This window comes from Campylobacter sp. RM9328 (assembly GCF_012978615.1).
Window position 1 is genome coordinate 1 of the sequence record NZ_LIWF01000007.1, and the last position, 15,465, is coordinate 15,465.

Here is a 15,465-nt window from a genome sequence, read left to right on the forward strand (position 1 = left end):
TTTGAGAAAATTTGAATTTTATTGGTTTTTATAGATTTGTATAGTGGAGAAATTTATTTTTAAAGCTATTTTGAGATTTTAATAAAATCATTTTTAGAATAATAGAAATTTGTAAATCTTATTTTTAAAGTTTTAAATTTTTGCTAATATTTTTAATTTATGAAATATGAAATATTATGTGAATTTGGTAATTTAAATTTATTTTTAGTTGTTTGCGAATTTAAATATTAGATAAATTTTTACTTTGCTAGAGCTAAAGTCTGTATTTGTGATGAAGTTGATAAAATTTAAAATATTAAAGATATTTCTTTTTTAAGTGGGAAGGGGTACCCCATTTATGGGGACTTTAGTGTTTGCTACTTTAGCACGGACTTTGTTCGTGCGTTAAAAGTAGATAAAAATAAAAAGCGCTTTTTTGGCAGATGAGTAGCGTAACAGCAAAACGATGTAAATCATCGTTTGCGATGCTACGAATAATAGTAACACAAACTTTCCCCTTAATAACCTCCTACCCCCCCCCCTGTAAAAGCCTTCTATTTTTTAACTTCGCTAGAGCTAAAGATAATCTTTGTGGCAAAATTTTCGTAATTGTTAAATAAGTTTGATTTGCAGTAGAAGTTTGGTTTTGGTAATTTTATGGTAGAATAAATTTATCTTAATCTGCGTTAAAACTCTATGCTCTCGGTAATTGGGATAGTGTCTTTGGTGAGATTTTTCTTGCTGCGGTTGTAGCTTTTGATTATTGGTTCGGTTGTAATTTCATATCCCTTAATCAAAATAGCAAAATAACCAAATTTAGCCCCATCTAATCTAGCATAGACAAGGTCGCCTACATTACACGCTGTGGAGCTAAAACCTTGGGCTTGTGATAATTTGCCATTGCTAGTATCGACAGATTCTATAGTGTATATATAGCCGTTAGAAACCTTGCTAATTGAGGTTATGGTGCCTTTGATATAGCTGTTTTTGGTGGATTTGACTTCGGTTTTGGTAGTTGTGCATCCAACTACCAAAAACACAAAAAACGCCAAAAATATACTACGCAGTAACATTAATAGCATTACCGCTAAGCTCCATAAGGGCTTGATTAATCCTATCTAGAGTTTTATTCATTGTTTGTTGTGAGATATCTGGCAAGGCCTGACCCCACATAGCTTCAGCTTGAGCGAAGCCATTTTTGACCCCTTCTAAACCGCTTCTTAGCTTCTGGGCATCGCCACCGGATCCATTTATGACAAAGTCGGCTATACGATTTGCGGTATTATTTATTCCGAAATATCCATTATCGCTTATTAGGTTGCTTGCCTCTTGTGAAGTTAAATCACCGATTGGCTTGCCGCTATAGCCTGTGATACCGATATTTTGATTTAATAGATCTTTTAGGCCTTGAGTAAAGCTATTTGCGGTGTTATTTTGATTATTTAAACTAAGGCTAGTAAGGCCAATTTGCATATTAAAATTGCCATTAGAATAGTCAAAGCTTTGTTGCATAAACTGCATATAATACCCGCTTGTTAGCTCTTTTGCGTTAATATTGCTAGTTGATTCTTTAATTTTATCAATATTAGATTTAGAATTTGGATTGATATTTAAAAAATCTAAGCTATTTGTGCTATTTACTTGCATCTTTTCTCCTTTTGAATTTATAATAAAATCGGATATTTAGAAAAATATTTTAACCTTAAAAATTATTAAAACTAATATGAATTTGACTAAAAACATAGCCAAATTCATATTATTGTCTTATTTTTTCATACTTAGATAGCTATTTAATGCGCTTACATAGGCTTTGGCGCTTGCCATCATCGTATCTATATCAAGGCCGTGTCCGATAAATGGAGGCTCGTCAGAGCCAAATGCTACTTTAACTGTAACTTTCGCAAGAGCATCTTTGCCTTGAGATACGGCTGAAACCTTATAATCTTTTAACTCACCAGCGACTTTGCTTATCCTATCAATTGCTTTAAATATCGCATCAGCCGTGCCATTACCAAGAGCTGCTTCACTGATAATCTCATCATTAAATTTAATACTAATAGCAGCGTTTGAGTGGCCTAGATTACAAGTGTTGGCACTTAATTTTTCAATAGTGTAAATTTCAGGAATTTTGATGATTTCACTACTAACTAACGCTCTAATATCATCATCGAAAATCTCTTTTTTCTTATCGCAAAGCAATTTAAAATTATTAAATGCTTCATTGATCTCTTCATCATTTAGATCAAATCCTAAATTTATAAGCTTATCTTTAAAGGCGTGGCGACCACTGTGTTTGCCTAAAACTAAGGCATTTTTCTTCGCACCGATATCTTCGGCTTTGATTATTTCGTAAGTTTGGGCGCATTTTAACATACCATCTTGATGAATTCCGCTCTCATGAGCAAAAGCATTTTTGCCTACGATGGCTTTATTTGGTTGTGGTTCGATACCTGTGATAGTGGCCACTAGGCGACTAGTAGGGTAAATTTCTTTAGTTACGATATCTGTATATAAGCCATCAAACTCATCAGACCTAGTCTTTAAGGTCATCACGATCTCTTCAAGTGCGGCGTTGCCGGCTCTTTCACCTAATCCATTTATGGTACATTCCACCTGTCTAGCACCGGCTTTGATACTTGCTAAGGTATTTGCCACGGCCAAGCCAAGGTCATTGTGATTATGGACTGAGATAATGGCTCTATCGCCCATATATTCGCTCATAACTCTAACCATATCGGCAATCTCATAAGGCAATCTAAATCCCACCGTATCAGGCAAATTTAAAGTTCTAGCACCTGCGCTCACTACTGCATCGCAAATCTCTTTTAAAAATGAAATATCACTTCTACCAGCATCTTCGCAACTAAACTCAACATCATCTACGAGAGTTTTAGCATATTGAACCGCTTCTATAGCTCTTTTAATCACCTCATCTGGATTCATTTTAAGCTTGTGTTCCATATGGATAGGGCTTGTGGCTATGAAGGTATGAATTCTCTTATTTTTAGCCGGAGCAATGGCATCAGCAGCTGCCTTAATATCACGCTCCAAAGCTCTAGCAAGACTAGCTACTTTGATAGAATTTACCTGTTTAGCAATTTGATTAATAGCATCAAAATCCCCAGGACTAGCAGCCGCAAAACCAGCCTCCATCACATCTACACCAAGTCTCTCTAACTGAAGTGCGATCTGAATTTTCTCTTCAGTATTCATTGAAGCACCGGGGCTTTGCTCACCATCTCTTAAAGTAGTATCAAAAACTATAATTTTATTTTTATCCATTTTATTATCCTTAAATTTATTATATTTTTATATTTTACGCACAAAAATTTGAATTAAAAAGAGCTACAGAGCAGATTAAGGAGAGAAAGCTTATAGATGAATATATAAATTTTTTTACTATTTGCTACCATTTTTGTTCCTTTATCTTGATATTCTTGGCGAAAAATCTCGCCCAAATCGCACGAATTATACCATATATAGTATAAACAGAAATCAAAGCAGTGGCTGATTCTAATGGATATAGATATAAAAGTGAAAATATAATCACTAATATAACAAGTGCTTTTATATATTTTGAGCGACCCAAATCCACCTTTTTAAAGCTCGGATATCTTACATTAGAAACCATCAATATCGAAAGTAGCCCCATTAATACTAAAAATACCCACTCATAGCCCTTTACAAACTCATATTTATTATAAATTCCAATCCAAAATCCTGCCACAATAGCAGCCGTAGGAATCGGTAATCCAATAAACATATTTGGCTCATTCTCATTAGTTGTGACATTAAATCTAGCCAATCTAATCGCCCCAAATACCACAAACATAGCCGTAATCAGTGAGCCAAATCTACCAAATTCACTGCCAATGCTAAAATAAAATAGCATAGCAGGTGCCACGCCAAATGCCACTAAATCAGCCAAACTATCAAACTCAACTCCAAATTTAGAAGTAGTTTTAGTAAGTCGTGCCACCCTACCATCCAAGCCATCTAATACAAGCGAGACAACAAGATAAAATATCGCCTTGCCAAACTCACCATTTGAACTAGCTAAAATACTAATAATACCAGTAAATGCACTACCTGCGGTAAATAAATTTGGGAGTATATATATCAATTTATTATTATTCATCTATATAACCTATAACGCTACAAGCTTTGATTTTATCACCTTTACTAAAAGCGATTCTAGTATTTAAAGGCATTAAAATAGCAACCTTGCCATCTTTTAAAAATCCGATTCTACGGCCTGATTTGACATATTTTAAATTCTCTAAATAAATTTTAGAAGTTAGCGCTGATGTGCTAATGCGAATTATAAAATCTTGATTTTTTGATATTATGGTTGCTCTATTGCTTAGTAAATTTAAATTTGGGTCGCTGCTATGGATATTAAGGCCATTACGCCTTTTAATCACAGAAATATCCATATCGCATATAGAACGCAACACACCAGAGTCAAATATTCTATTGCGGATTAGAATTTGAGTATAGGCACGGCCATTATAATTGGATTTTTTAATATCTTCTACAATCCCATCTATCGGTGATAAAATAGCCTTAGGATCTTCACTTTGTGGAAGTTTTTCTGGATTTTTATATATCCACAACGAGATAAGAAACAAAAAGCCAAAAATTAAAGGCCAAAAACTAAAAATCCAAGATAACACAAAAAGTACAAAAGCGATAAAAACACACTTATAGCCGTATTTGCTTATAATTCCTAGATTATCCATCTATTTTAATTCTCTTTTGCCTTTGCGATATCTGAATTATCATCTTCGATGTCAACTAAACGAGTAGGTAAGCCATTTGCCTCTTCAAATTCTTTGATAATAGCCCTTACCTTGCTACCTTCTATGGTCTCTTCTTCATATAAAGACTCCACCATCTTCTCTATAGCACCACGATATAACTCAAGAGTATTTAGAACAGCATTATATCTCTCATTTAAGAAGTTTTTAACAAATTCATCTAATTTTTGTGCCATATCATCGCTATAATCTTTTAATGACTGACCGCCATTTAAAAATAAATTTCGCTGTTTTTCTAAAACCATAAGCCCTGCTACATCGGTCATTCCATACATTGATACCATCGCTTTGATAATATCAGTAGCACGCTCAAGGTCATTACTAGCACCTGTGCTAATCTCTTTGATAAATACCTGCTCAGCGGCTCTACCACCTAAAAGGACATCAACTTTAGCGATAAGCTCATGTTTTTGCATTAAAAATTTATTCTCTTCTGGAGCATTTAGAGTATAGCCCAATGCTGCTATACCTCTTGGGATTACGGAGACTTTAGTAACCTTATCAGCACCCTTTGTAGTCTCAGCTATAAGGGCGTGTCCGCACTCATGATATGTGACTATCTTTTTCTCTTTTGGGTTTATGCGGCGAGATTTTTTCTCAAGTCCCGCTATTGCTCTTTCTACTGCTTCTACTAGATCTTGTTGATCAATTTTGGTTTTATTAGAGCGACCGGCTAAAAGAGCGGCTTCATTAATAATGTTAGCCAAATCCGCCCCAGCAAGACCAGCGGTTAAGCGACCTATCTCATCCATATTTACATCATTTGAGAGTTTAACCTCTTTACTATGTACCTTTAAGATATCAACACGCCCCTTAAAATCAGGTTTATCGACCAAAACTTGGCGGTCAAATCTACCCGGTCTTAAAAGAGCCGCATCCAAAACTTCTGGGCGGTTTGTCGCTGCTAGGACAATTACTGGACTCTTATCGCTATCAAAGCCATCCATTTCTGCTAAAAGTTGATTTAATGTCTGTTCTCTCTCATCATTGCCACCCATCATAGAACCTGCGGCTCTGCTTTTACCTATAGCATCGATCTCATCTATAAATACAATAGCTGGGGCCTCTTTTTTAGCATTTTCGAATAGATCTCTCACCCTACTAGCACCAACACCTACAAACATCTCTATAAAACTAGATCCCGAAACAGAGAAAAACGGCACTTCAGCTTCGCCAGCAACAGCCTTAGCAAGCAATGTTTTACCTGTTCCTGGAGGGCCTACTAGTAATACCCCTTTTGGAATTTTGGCACCAAGACGGATATATCGCTCAGGATTTTTAAGAAAATCTACAATCTCTTTAACCTCATCTTTGGCCTCTTCTACACCAGCAACATCATCAAATTTAACCTTTGGTTTTTCGCTATTTATAAGCTTTTTACTGCTTCCCATGCCTAAAATTCCGCTACCCATGTTTTTTTGCATCCTGCTAGCTAAAAACATCCAAATAGCAAAGAAAATAAATACCGGAATAACCCAAGAAAATATCATATCACTTAGCCAATTACTCTCGTTATAAGCACCATAACTTATGTTATTTTCCTCTAAAAGTGGCACTAAAGTTTGGTCATTTGCTACCTTTTTAACTACATAAGTTTGCGAATTTCCACTAGCTTTGATTGTGGTTTGACCGATTACAACCTCGTTTATCTGCTTTGATTTAATCAAAGATTTAAGCTCTGAATAGCTAATATTTTTTGAATTTCCGCCAGAAATTCCCATATCATCAGGGCTCATACTGCGAAAGATTAGCACCATAATAACCGCAAAAATCGCAAATACTAAGATAGGATTTTTATTAAAAAAATTACCATTATTTCCATTTGATTGATTTTTATTTTCCATTATTTTCCTTGATTTTTAAATACAAAACTCTCCCACTCATTTTGAGTTAAATTTTCCACCAACTCAAAATCGCTAAAGACATTTGTAATTCTGCTTTTATATTTTGTTAAAATTCCAGATAGTATGATTATACCGCCGGATTTGACCTTGGATTTGAGATCATTAGCAAGAAATAGTATAACATCGGCAATAATATTAGCCACCACCACATCATAACGATCTTTGCTATCTGTGACTGAGCCAACCCAAATTTGCTTTATGGATACCATATTTTTTTGAGCGTTATCAATCGTACTTTGGATCGCTAGCTCATCGGTATCGCAACTATAAACACTCAAACCTAGCTTAGCCATAGCTATACTTAAAATTCCACTACCGCAACCAACATCTAAGGCATCTTTATACTCTTTGGAATATTTAGAGATTAATTTTAAACATGAATTTGTACTCTCATGATGACCAGATCCAAAGGCAAGAGCTGGATCTATGATGATATCTATTAATCCGCTTTTTGGTTTTTCCCAACTTAGCCTAATGTAAAAATCACCCGCAATAACCGGAGTTACACCCTTTTTATACTCATTAATCCAATCTATATTATCTTTAATTATCAAATCAGTAGATATATCACAACCTAGACGACTAGCAAACTCTTCAAGTCCCCATTTAATATGATTTAGATCCTCTTCATCTCTTATGATAAAACCATTATCAATCTCTTCTATACAGGTAAATCCAAATTCAAATATGAGATCTTTTAATGGCTCTATTTGTGAAGATAAGACTCTTAATTCGTAGTATTTATCTTTCATTATCCAAGAACATCTTCAAGCTTCTCTTTGAGAACTTGAGGCGTAAAGGGTTTTACTATATAGTTATTTACACCAGCTTTTAATGCTGTGATAACCTCTGCTTTACCACCTTCTGTAGTCACCATTATAATAGGCATATTCTCATATTTAGACTCTGCTCTTACCTTTTTAACAAGCTCTAGGCCATTCATCTCAGGCATATTCCAGTCTGTAATCAAGACACCAATATCTGGATTTTGGCAAAGTAGATCCCAAGCCTCTACACCATGCTCTGCTTGTAATACATCCTTATGACCAAGTCTTTCTAATGTATTCTTTATAATTCTCCTCATAGTAGAGCTATCATCAACAACTAATAACTTCACTAACTATCCTTTCTCAACTTTGGCGGTATTTTATCTAAAATTACATTTAAAATAACTTTAATAACTAAAATTTATTTCCAAAAATATCATTAAGGCTGATTTTGCCTTCATAATATGCCTTGCCGATTATCACGCCAGATATGTCTGTTGCTTTGCTCGCAGCCTCTAAATCAGCCAAACTAGCTACGCCTCCACTTGCGATTATAGGCAAACCGCTAGCCTTGGCAATTGATGAAGTGAATTCTAAATTCAAGCCACAAAGCATTCCATCTTTGCTAATATCAGTAGCGATGATCGCTTCTACTCCAGCATCTGCGTATAGTTTGGCCAATTCCGTAGCTCTCATTTGGCTTATTTGTGCCCAGCCTTCAACTGCTACAAAACCATCTTTGGCATCGATACCTACAACAATTCTATATTTGTTAGACATCTCTTTTACAAAATCAGGATTTTTAAGCGCAACTGAACCTAAAATCAATCTAGTTACACCTGAGCTTAAATAGCTTTTTATACGCTCTTCATTACGAACTCCGCCGCCAATTTGTATATTTAAATTTGTTGCGCTCACTATCTTTTCAATTGTTTTTAAATTTATCGCATCACCAGCAAATGCTCCATCTAAATCTACAATATGTAACCATTTGGCTCCAGCATCGCTAAATTTCTTAGCTAATTCCCAAGGCTCATTTGAGTAAATTTTCGCACTATCCATAAGACCTTTAGATAGCCTAACTGCCTTGCCATCTTTTAAGTCTATTGCCATATATTTTTCCATTATAACTCCATAAAATTTTTGATAATTCTCAATCCATTTTCATGAGATTTTTCAGGGTGCGGCTGAAAGCCATAGACATTTTCATACTCAACAGCACTTACAAACTCATATCCATAATCTGTATAAGCTAGAGCGAATTTATTATCACAAACAGCGTGATATGAATGGACAAAATATAGATAAGCACTATCTTTTAATCCATCTATAATTTTGCTCTGTTTTGTGAATTTAGCCCTATTCCAGCCCATGTGTGGGACTTTTAAATGTTCATTAAATTTGGATTTATCAAACTCTACAATACTCCCTTTAATCACACCCAAACCGCTATGTTCGCCAAATTCATAGCTTTTATCAAACAAAAGTTGCATCCCAAGGCATATTCCTAAAAACGGCTTACCCTTAGAGATGAATTCCAAAATTGCGCTATCAAGATTATTTGATTTTAACTGCTCCATAGCCTTGCCAAAAGCCCCGACACCAGGCAAAAGCAACTTATCATAGCTTTTTAATCTATCTGCGTCGCTTACTAATTCGCTCTTAGCGCCTACAAACTCAAGAGCATTTTGGACGCTTCTGATATTTCCGGCACCATAATCAATTATCCCTATCAATACCACCCCTTTTTAAAACAAATAAATAACAACTCAAAGCAACCATCAAAAGCCCTACCCCACCGATGAGATAGATAGCATATATTATCTGACTTGGATCAGTAATAGCAAATTTAAACACAAGCATCAAAGACTCAATAGCTAGGGCTATAATAATACTTCCAATAAATCTCACCATAGTTCTGCTACCGCCGTTTTGATGGTGATTTGGCCTACCTAAAACCTCAGATTCAAATATCGCTTTGACAAGATCGAATATAGCAAGAGCCAAGGTCAAAACAATTGTAGATTCAAAAACTTCACTAATATTAATCTCATTAAAGCTTTTTAATACAAAACTTTTTATCCCATGGATAAATAAAACTAGCGAAATCACAAAAAGCGCCAAAGAGAAAATCGAGTATATAAGCTTTGTAAATTTGCCAAATATCCCATCAACCGATCCAGGGCTGATGATGGATAGAAGTTCGCTTAATCCGATGTCCATACAAGCTACATAAACTAGCTCTTTTTTATCATCATATATAGGCATTGATGCTGTAACGCAAAGCTGATTAGTAAGACTAGATGGATATGGATCGGTCATCACACAACGCTTTTCACGAACACTTCTGTAATAATATGCTTTGTTGCTTCTATTTATACCCTTTCCAATGCTGTTTTTAGGATCTAGGCTTATGGTGTTTTCTAGTTGAATTCCATTTTTATCCAAGATATAAAAAGCATCGAAAATATCAACTTCATGAGCGATTTTATCAAAGCCATCTTTAATGCTTTGTGCGCTTACACCTGGGAGGTTATTTGGTATATTTCTATTTAATAGATAACATAAATAGGCTCTAGCTTTATAGCGTATCTGACTAAACTCTTCAATCTCTTTAAATGTCACGATAAATTCCTAATTTTTATTATGGTTAAACTCTGGGACTATAGCTTTTAAATTCGCCTCTATCTCTTCATCGTTTTGGCTCTTTATTAGAGTTGAGATTTGAGAATTTAAGATATCTATATTGTATGGTTGGCTAGTGGTTACAAATATACTCTCAAATTTAGTCGCCACATCGCTAGGGTCTATTAACAGCTCTTCATATAGCTTCTCACCTGGGCGAAGACCGATAAATTTGATTCCCAAATGCTCTTTTGAGCTTAATTTTAACATTCTTTGAGCCATATCGGCAATTTTGACTGGCTCACCCATATTTAAGACAAAAAGCTCACCGCCTTTAGCTATACTAGCAGCTTGAAGAACCAATTGGCAAGCCTCGCTAACTAGCATAAAATATCTAGTGATATCTGGGTGAGTTACGCTTAGTGGCTCATTGGCTGCGATTTGGGCTTTAAATTTAGGTATCACGCTACCGCTACTACCAAGCACATTGCCAAATCTCACCGCCACAATCTCAGTAGAGCTGGTATTTGAATTTAACGCATATAACTCGCATACTCTCTTAGTCGCTCCCATAATGTTAGTTGGTCTAACGGCTTTATCTGTAGAGATCAATACCACTTTATGAGTATTATATTTTTTGGCTAAATCTACTACATTTTTAGTTCCAAGTATGTTATTCTCCACCGCAAACAAAGGGTTAAACTCACATAGCGGTACATGCTTATATGCTGCGGCGTGGATCACAATATATGGTTTAAATTTAGCAAATACACTCTCAAATTCATCTCTATGCGTGATATTTAGCATAATCAAGCGATTACGCTCATCAGCGTTTGTGGCTTCATTTATCTGATAGAGATTGTATTCGCTATGATCTATCATAATTATCTCTTTAGCGCCAAATTTTAAACACTGCTTACATATCTCGCTACCAATTGTCCCGCCAGCACCAGTAACCATCACGCTTTTACCGCCGATAAAACTCTCAACCACACTACTATCAAGGTCTTTTGGCTTTCTAGCTAGAAGATCTTCGATGCTAATATCAGTAATGCCCTCGCTCTTTTGTCCTATTAATGAAAATATCTTAATATCTTTAAATCCTAAGGTATCTAACTCATCATAAAGCTCTTTAAGCTCATTTGGCATAAGTGTTAGAGCTATTATAGCACTTTTTACCCCATCTTCTATATAGCTTTTTAGCTCATCTTTATGGCCTACTTGATATCCATCACAATATGTCCCCACAAGCTCATTTCTACCATCTACAACGCCTACTGCGTAGTAGTTCGCATAACCACTTTTTAGTCCTTTTAGAATTTGTAAAGTCTTAGAAGTGGAGCCAATAATCACGCATGGATTGCCATTTTTGCTCTTTTTAAAATCAAGCAAAACTCGCTTTGAAATTCTCAAACTACCAACCATTATAGCTGACAATAGAGCATCAATGATAATAACACTTCTTGGAAAAGGCGCAAAAAGCTCTTCATAAGATAAAAATATACCAAAAAATATCCCCGCACAAAGCAAAGAGGCTAAAACTATCTTTCTAGCTTCATTTAAACCAAAAAATCTCCACGGCACACGATAAATTTGAAACGCCCAAAGCAATGCTATCTTAATAACAATCAAAATCACACCACTATACACCATACCAGGGATAAATATCTCCGGGATATCTCCGCTAAATCTAAGCAAAAAAGCAAAATATATACTAAGGGCAAATATTATCACATCACATAGTAAAAAAAAGGCTATTCTACGCCTTTTTGTCGCTATAATCACAATGCACTCCTAACGATACTAGCGATTTTCTCCACTAGCTCATCACTCATATTAGCCCCACTAGGAAGGCAAATTCCCCTTGAAAAATACTCTTCGCTAGTGCCATCAACAAGGCATTTAGCCCCTTTAAATACCGGTTGAAGATGCATTGGCTTCCATAATGGTCTGCTCTCTATATCATTTTTATTTAAGGCTTCTATCACTTTTAAATGGCTATTTTTCTCTTTAAATAAAAGCGTAGTTAGCCATCTATTGCCGTATGAATTTGGAATTTCAGGCATAAATTCAGCTACATCGCTAAGCAAATTTGAGTATAAATCAAATATCTGCCTTTTTCGCTCTACCCTGCTTTTTAAAACCTCCATCTGCCCAACGCCAATAGCACCTAAAACATTACTCAATCTATAATTATATCCATAATCCAAATGCTCATAATGAAGTAGTGGTTCTCTTGCTTGAGTGCTATAATACCTTGCTTTGGCTACTAATTTTTCATCATTACTAACTAGCATACCACCGCCACTTGTGGTTATAATCTTATTACCATTAAAGCTATAAACCCCAGCATCACCAAAGGTTCCAAGAGCTTTATTATTATAAAATCCACCTAAAGCCTCAGCCGCATCTTCTATAACTTTTATATCTTCATTTTTACAAATTTCTAAAATTTCATCTATCTTAGCCGCTTGTCCATAAAGGTGTGTTAATATAAGGGCTTTTGGCTTTTTAGGGCTTTTGGCTATTGCTTGCTTGAGTAGTTTGGGGCTTAAATTCCAGCTCTCATCACTATCTATAAAAACTGGTTCGCATCTTTCATACATTATAGGATTTACACTTGCTGCAAATGTAAAAGTAGAAGCCAAAACAACATCCCCATCCCTAATCCCAAGTGTGCGAAGTGCTAGATGAAGTCCTGCTGTGGCTGAATTTAACGCTAAGGCATTTGAAATTTGACAATAATCTTTGATACTTTGCTCAAATCTATCGACAAACTCACCAAGTGGCGCTATATAATTACTCTCAAAGACCTCTTTTACATATCTTTCTTCATTACCGCCCATATATGGTGCGCTCAAAAAGATTCTAGGCATAACTATCCTTAAAAATTTTGGTTCATATTTTATCAAAGTTAGAATAAACCTAATATTAATATTAAGATAAAATCCAGTTTTATATGAAATTTTATCAATTCTATTATATATCAAGGTATAATTTGATAAATTATATTAAACATAATATTTAAATAAATTATTTAATACTATTTTTATTTTTAATAAAGTTTTGCTAGGCTACAATTTCCGCTCAAAATCAAAAATAGAAAGAGTATTTTGAAACAACTTAGTTTAGATAGAAATACATTAAAATTTTATTATCAGGTTATATCATCATCGCTTTATTAGGAGCTATAATCTTAAACTCAAGCTGGGCTAGTGTAGCACCAATAAGCTTTATCGATGCCTTTTTCACTAGCACTTCAGCTATTAGTATGACTGGACTTATAGTCAAAATACCGCTATGGATTTTACCTTAGCTGGTCAGATAATCATCTTGATCTTAATACAAATTGGCGGTTTGGGATATATGAGTATAGGGCTTTTTATCTATATATTAATACGCAAAAAATTTGGATTTAATGGCAAAAATTTATTAAAAGAGTCCTTACTATATCCATCTACTGAAGGGATATCTAAATTTTTTAAAAATGTCGTGCTTTTTGTCTTTTTGATTGAGCTAATTGGTGCTATACTCCTTACTATGCGTTTTATGCTTGAGATGAATTTTGCTAAGGCTTTGTGGTTTGGGGTTTTTCACTCAATTAGTGCTTTTAACAATGCTGGTTTTAGTATATTTGAAAGTGGCTTAACCCCTTATAAACATGATTTGGCTATAAATATCATTATAACATCTTTGATTATTATCGGTGGGCTTGGATACTTTGTCTTAGTTGAGCTATATTTTTTCCAAAAAAAGAGAATTCAAAATTTAAGCCTGCATACCAAAGTTGTAATCCTAGCTACAATTTCGCTTATTGTATTTTCAACACTTATTATCTTTCTTTTAGAGTATTCTAACCCAAATTCCATAGGTAACTTCTCTATTTTTGATAAAATTTTAAGCTCATATTTTACCGCTATCAACTACCGAACGGCTGGATTTAACACGCTTGATATGAATGCTTTACATGATGCGAGTTTGTTTTTTGGCTCTTTATTTATGGTTATTGGCGGCGCACCTGGTGGGACGGCTGGCGGAATGAAAATCACCACTTTAGTGGTGCTTTTATTCTATGTTTATTGGAGTATTCGCAATGGGCAAGTAAGGATTTTTAATCAAGAAATTTCACAAGAGACCATATCAAGAGCTTTTATTATAACTGTTGGATCAGCTGTTTATATAGTTATAGCTGTGATTTTGATATCTTTGTTGGAATCTAAATTTAATTTTATCTATATTCTGTTTGAGATATCATCAGCATTTGCTACAGTCGGAATCTCCGTAGGAAATGGCGGAACTCTCTCGCTTTGTGCGTTATTTAGCGATTCTAGTAAAATAATAATTATAATTATGATGTTAAGCGGCAGGATTGGTGTGTATGCCTTTTTATTATCTATTTTTAAAGAGGATAAAAGCACACATATTAAATTCCCTGAAGGAAAAATATATTTATAAAGGTAAGTTATGAAAAATATAAGTTATGGAGTTATAGGGCTTGGTAAATTCGGATCTGTAGTAGCAGATGAGCTCATCGCTAGCGGACACGCAGTCATCATCGCTGATAAGGATGAAGAGGCCTTAAAAAGTATATCAAATTCACCAAAATGCGCTTATATACTAGATTCTACCAATACTCTAGCACTTAAAGAAGCTGGATTTAGCGATGTAGAGATCGTGATTGTAAGTATAGGCGATAATGTAGAAAAATCCATCCTAACACTAATGGCGCTCAAAGATATAGGAGTTAAAACCATCGTAGCTAAAGCAACTTCTAATATCCATGGACAGATTCTATCTAAACTTGGCGCTTCAAAGGTTATCTATCCTGAAAAAGAGAGCGCCAAAAGATTGGTAAAAGATTTTTTCAACAAAAAAAGAAATTTTGAAATTTTCGATCTCTCAGCTAACACTATTAGGGCTGTCAAAATTACAATAGATGATGATTTAGCCGGTAATTCGCTCAAACATATCTCTAAAAATATGAGAGTTATAGCATATAAAAAATCAAATTCAAACTGGGAAATAATGCCAAATTTACAAACCACAATCGTCTATAGCGGAGATATTATAATGCTTTTAGGCACCGCTAAGGAGCTAAGCGAATTTGAGTCTAAAACTATGTAGAATTTTATAAATTATTTGGTATTAAAATCTAATTTATAATAAATATTAATTCAAAAATCTTGCTTACTTTAGGATTTCTAAAAACAGCAAAATAGTCTTTCCAAAGATCAAGAAAACCAATAATAAATTTAAAATAGATTAAATAAATAGAAGATATCAAATGGTGGTTAGAGGCAGAATCGAACTGCCGACACGCAGATTTTCAGTCTGCTGCTCTACCGACTGAGCTATCCAACCACCTTAAAA

The 15,465-nt window shown here is 34.7% G+C and carries 14 protein-coding genes, 1 tRNA gene and 1 pseudogene; 2 read left to right on the forward strand and 14 right to left on the reverse strand.

Annotated features, from left to right (window positions below; translation table 11 throughout):
* Positions 1 to 665 precede the first annotated feature (665 nt).
* The 13 genes from CCAL9328_RS05815 to pglE all read right to left on the reverse strand — a co-directional run bounded on the left by CCAL9328_RS05815 (position 666) and on the right by pglE (position 12,971).
* The gene (locus tag CCAL9328_RS05815; protein WP_096014017.1) at positions 666 to 1,052 is read right to left on the reverse strand and encodes a hypothetical protein; all 387 of its coding nucleotides are present in this window, start codon (positions 1,050 to 1,052) and stop codon (positions 666 to 668) included.
* Positions 1,039 to 1,626 (reverse strand): hypothetical protein, encoded by a 588-nt coding sequence (locus CCAL9328_RS05820; protein WP_096023942.1) that lies wholly within the window; start codon positions 1,624 to 1,626, stop codon positions 1,039 to 1,041. Before CCAL9328_RS05820 ends, CCAL9328_RS05815 begins: the two co-directional genes overlap by 14 nt.
* Positions 1,627 to 1,743: 117 nt before the next feature.
* The gene (locus CCAL9328_RS05825; protein WP_096024552.1) at positions 1,744 to 3,261 is read right to left on the reverse strand and encodes a 2-isopropylmalate synthase; all 1,518 of its coding nucleotides are present in this window, start codon (positions 3,259 to 3,261) and stop codon (positions 1,744 to 1,746) included.
* A 124-nt stretch (positions 3,262 to 3,385) separates the two neighbouring features.
* On the reverse strand, positions 3,386 to 4,117 hold the full coding sequence (pssA, locus tag CCAL9328_RS05830) for a CDP-diacylglycerol--serine O-phosphatidyltransferase (RefSeq protein WP_096024551.1): 732 nt from the start codon (positions 4,115 to 4,117) through the stop codon (positions 3,386 to 3,388).
* Complete coding sequence (locus tag CCAL9328_RS05835) at positions 4,110 to 4,721, reverse strand: phosphatidylserine decarboxylase (protein WP_096021650.1); 612 nt, start codon at positions 4,719 to 4,721, stop codon at positions 4,110 to 4,112. Before CCAL9328_RS05835 ends, pssA begins: the two co-directional genes overlap by 8 nt.
* Before the next feature lie 5 nt (positions 4,722 to 4,726).
* Complete coding sequence (gene ftsH, locus CCAL9328_RS05840) at positions 4,727 to 6,643, reverse strand: ATP-dependent zinc metalloprotease FtsH (protein ID WP_096019096.1); 1,917 nt, start codon at positions 6,641 to 6,643, stop codon at positions 4,727 to 4,729.
* Positions 6,643 to 7,455, reverse strand: a complete 813-nt coding sequence (locus CCAL9328_RS05845; RefSeq protein ID WP_170000244.1) for a 50S ribosomal protein L11 methyltransferase — start codon at positions 7,453 to 7,455, stop codon at positions 6,643 to 6,645. The genes ftsH and CCAL9328_RS05845 overlap by 1 nt, the downstream gene beginning before the upstream one ends.
* Entirely contained in the window at positions 7,455 to 7,820 is a 366-nt protein-coding gene (locus CCAL9328_RS05850) for a chemotaxis response regulator CheY (protein ID WP_086237958.1), read from the reverse strand. The genes CCAL9328_RS05845 and CCAL9328_RS05850 overlap by 1 nt, the downstream gene beginning before the upstream one ends.
* A 64-nt stretch (positions 7,821 to 7,884) precedes the next feature.
* A complete protein-coding gene (hisA, locus tag CCAL9328_RS05855) occupies positions 7,885 to 8,595 on the reverse strand; it encodes a 1-(5-phosphoribosyl)-5-[(5-phosphoribosylamino)methylideneamino]imidazole-4-carboxamide isomerase (protein ID WP_170000245.1) in 711 nt (236 codons plus the stop codon).
* On the reverse strand, positions 8,595 to 9,206 hold the full coding sequence (gene hisH, locus CCAL9328_RS05860; protein WP_096014025.1) for an imidazole glycerol phosphate synthase subunit HisH: 612 nt from the start codon (positions 9,204 to 9,206) through the stop codon (positions 8,595 to 8,597). Before hisH ends, hisA begins: the two co-directional genes overlap by 1 nt.
* A complete protein-coding gene (locus tag CCAL9328_RS05865; RefSeq protein ID WP_096019826.1) occupies positions 9,190 to 10,095 on the reverse strand; it encodes a PDC sensor domain-containing protein in 906 nt (301 codons plus the stop codon). The genes hisH and CCAL9328_RS05865 overlap by 17 nt, the downstream gene beginning before the upstream one ends.
* Positions 10,096 to 10,104: 9 nt before the next feature.
* Positions 10,105 to 11,883 carry a UDP-N-acetylglucosamine 4,6-dehydratase (configuration-retaining) gene (gene pglF / locus CCAL9328_RS05870; protein ID WP_096023945.1) on the reverse strand — a complete coding sequence of 593 codons (1,779 nt, stop codon included), beginning with the start codon at positions 11,881 to 11,883 and terminating at the stop codon, positions 10,105 to 10,107.
* Complete coding sequence (gene pglE / locus CCAL9328_RS05875) at positions 11,877 to 12,971, reverse strand: UDP-N-acetylbacillosamine transaminase (protein ID WP_096015572.1); 1,095 nt, start codon at positions 12,969 to 12,971, stop codon at positions 11,877 to 11,879. The genes pglF and pglE overlap by 7 nt, the downstream gene beginning before the upstream one ends.
* Before the next feature lie 237 nt (positions 12,972 to 13,208).
* On the opposite strand from pglE, the pseudogene CCAL9328_RS05880 reads away from it, so the two are divergent.
* Together CCAL9328_RS05880 and CCAL9328_RS05885 are read left to right on the forward strand one after the other, a co-directional pair.
* Positions 13,209 to 14,550: pseudogene (locus tag CCAL9328_RS05880) on the forward strand (TrkH family potassium uptake protein).
* Positions 14,551 to 14,559: 9 nt separating this feature from the next.
* The gene (locus CCAL9328_RS05885) at positions 14,560 to 15,219 is read left to right on the forward strand and encodes a potassium channel family protein (RefSeq protein ID WP_096015571.1); all 660 of its coding nucleotides are present in this window, start codon (positions 14,560 to 14,562) and stop codon (positions 15,217 to 15,219) included.
* A 161-nt stretch (positions 15,220 to 15,380) separates the two neighbouring features.
* Here CCAL9328_RS05885 and CCAL9328_RS05890 read toward each other — a convergent pair.
* Positions 15,381 to 15,456: transfer RNA gene (locus CCAL9328_RS05890), tRNA-Phe, on the reverse strand.
* Positions 15,457 to 15,465: the final 9 nt, after the last annotated feature.

Coding starts and splice junctions, on each gene's coding strand:
- CCAL9328_RS05885 (WP_096015571.1), top strand. CDS start 14,560: ATGAAAAATATAAGTTATGGAGTTATAGGGCTTGGTAAATTCGGATCT.
- pglE (WP_096015572.1), bottom strand. CDS start 12,971: ATGCCTAGAATCTTTTTGAGCGCACCATATATGGGCGGTAATGAAGAA.
- ftsH (WP_096019096.1), bottom strand. CDS start 6,643: ATGGAAAATAAAAATCAATCAAATGGAAATAATGGTAATTTTTTTAAT.
- CCAL9328_RS05835 (WP_096021650.1), bottom strand. CDS start 4,721: ATGGATAATCTAGGAATTATAAGCAAATACGGCTATAAGTGTGTTTTT.
- pssA (WP_096024551.1), bottom strand. CDS start 4,117: ATGAATAATAATAAATTGATATATATACTCCCAAATTTATTTACCGCA.
- CCAL9328_RS05825 (WP_096024552.1), bottom strand. CDS start 3,261: ATGGATAAAAATAAAATTATAGTTTTTGATACTACTTTAAGAGATGGT.
- hisA (WP_170000245.1), bottom strand. CDS start 8,595: ATGGAAAAATATATGGCAATAGACTTAAAAGATGGCAAGGCAGTTAGG.
- CCAL9328_RS05815 (WP_096014017.1), bottom strand. CDS start 1,052: ATGTTACTGCGTAGTATATTTTTGGCGTTTTTTGTGTTTTTGGTAGTT.
- CCAL9328_RS05845 (WP_170000244.1), bottom strand. CDS start 7,455: ATGAAAGATAAATACTACGAATTAAGAGTCTTATCTTCACAAATAGAG.
- CCAL9328_RS05820 (WP_096023942.1), bottom strand. CDS start 1,626: ATGCAAGTAAATAGCACAAATAGCTTAGATTTTTTAAATATCAATCCA.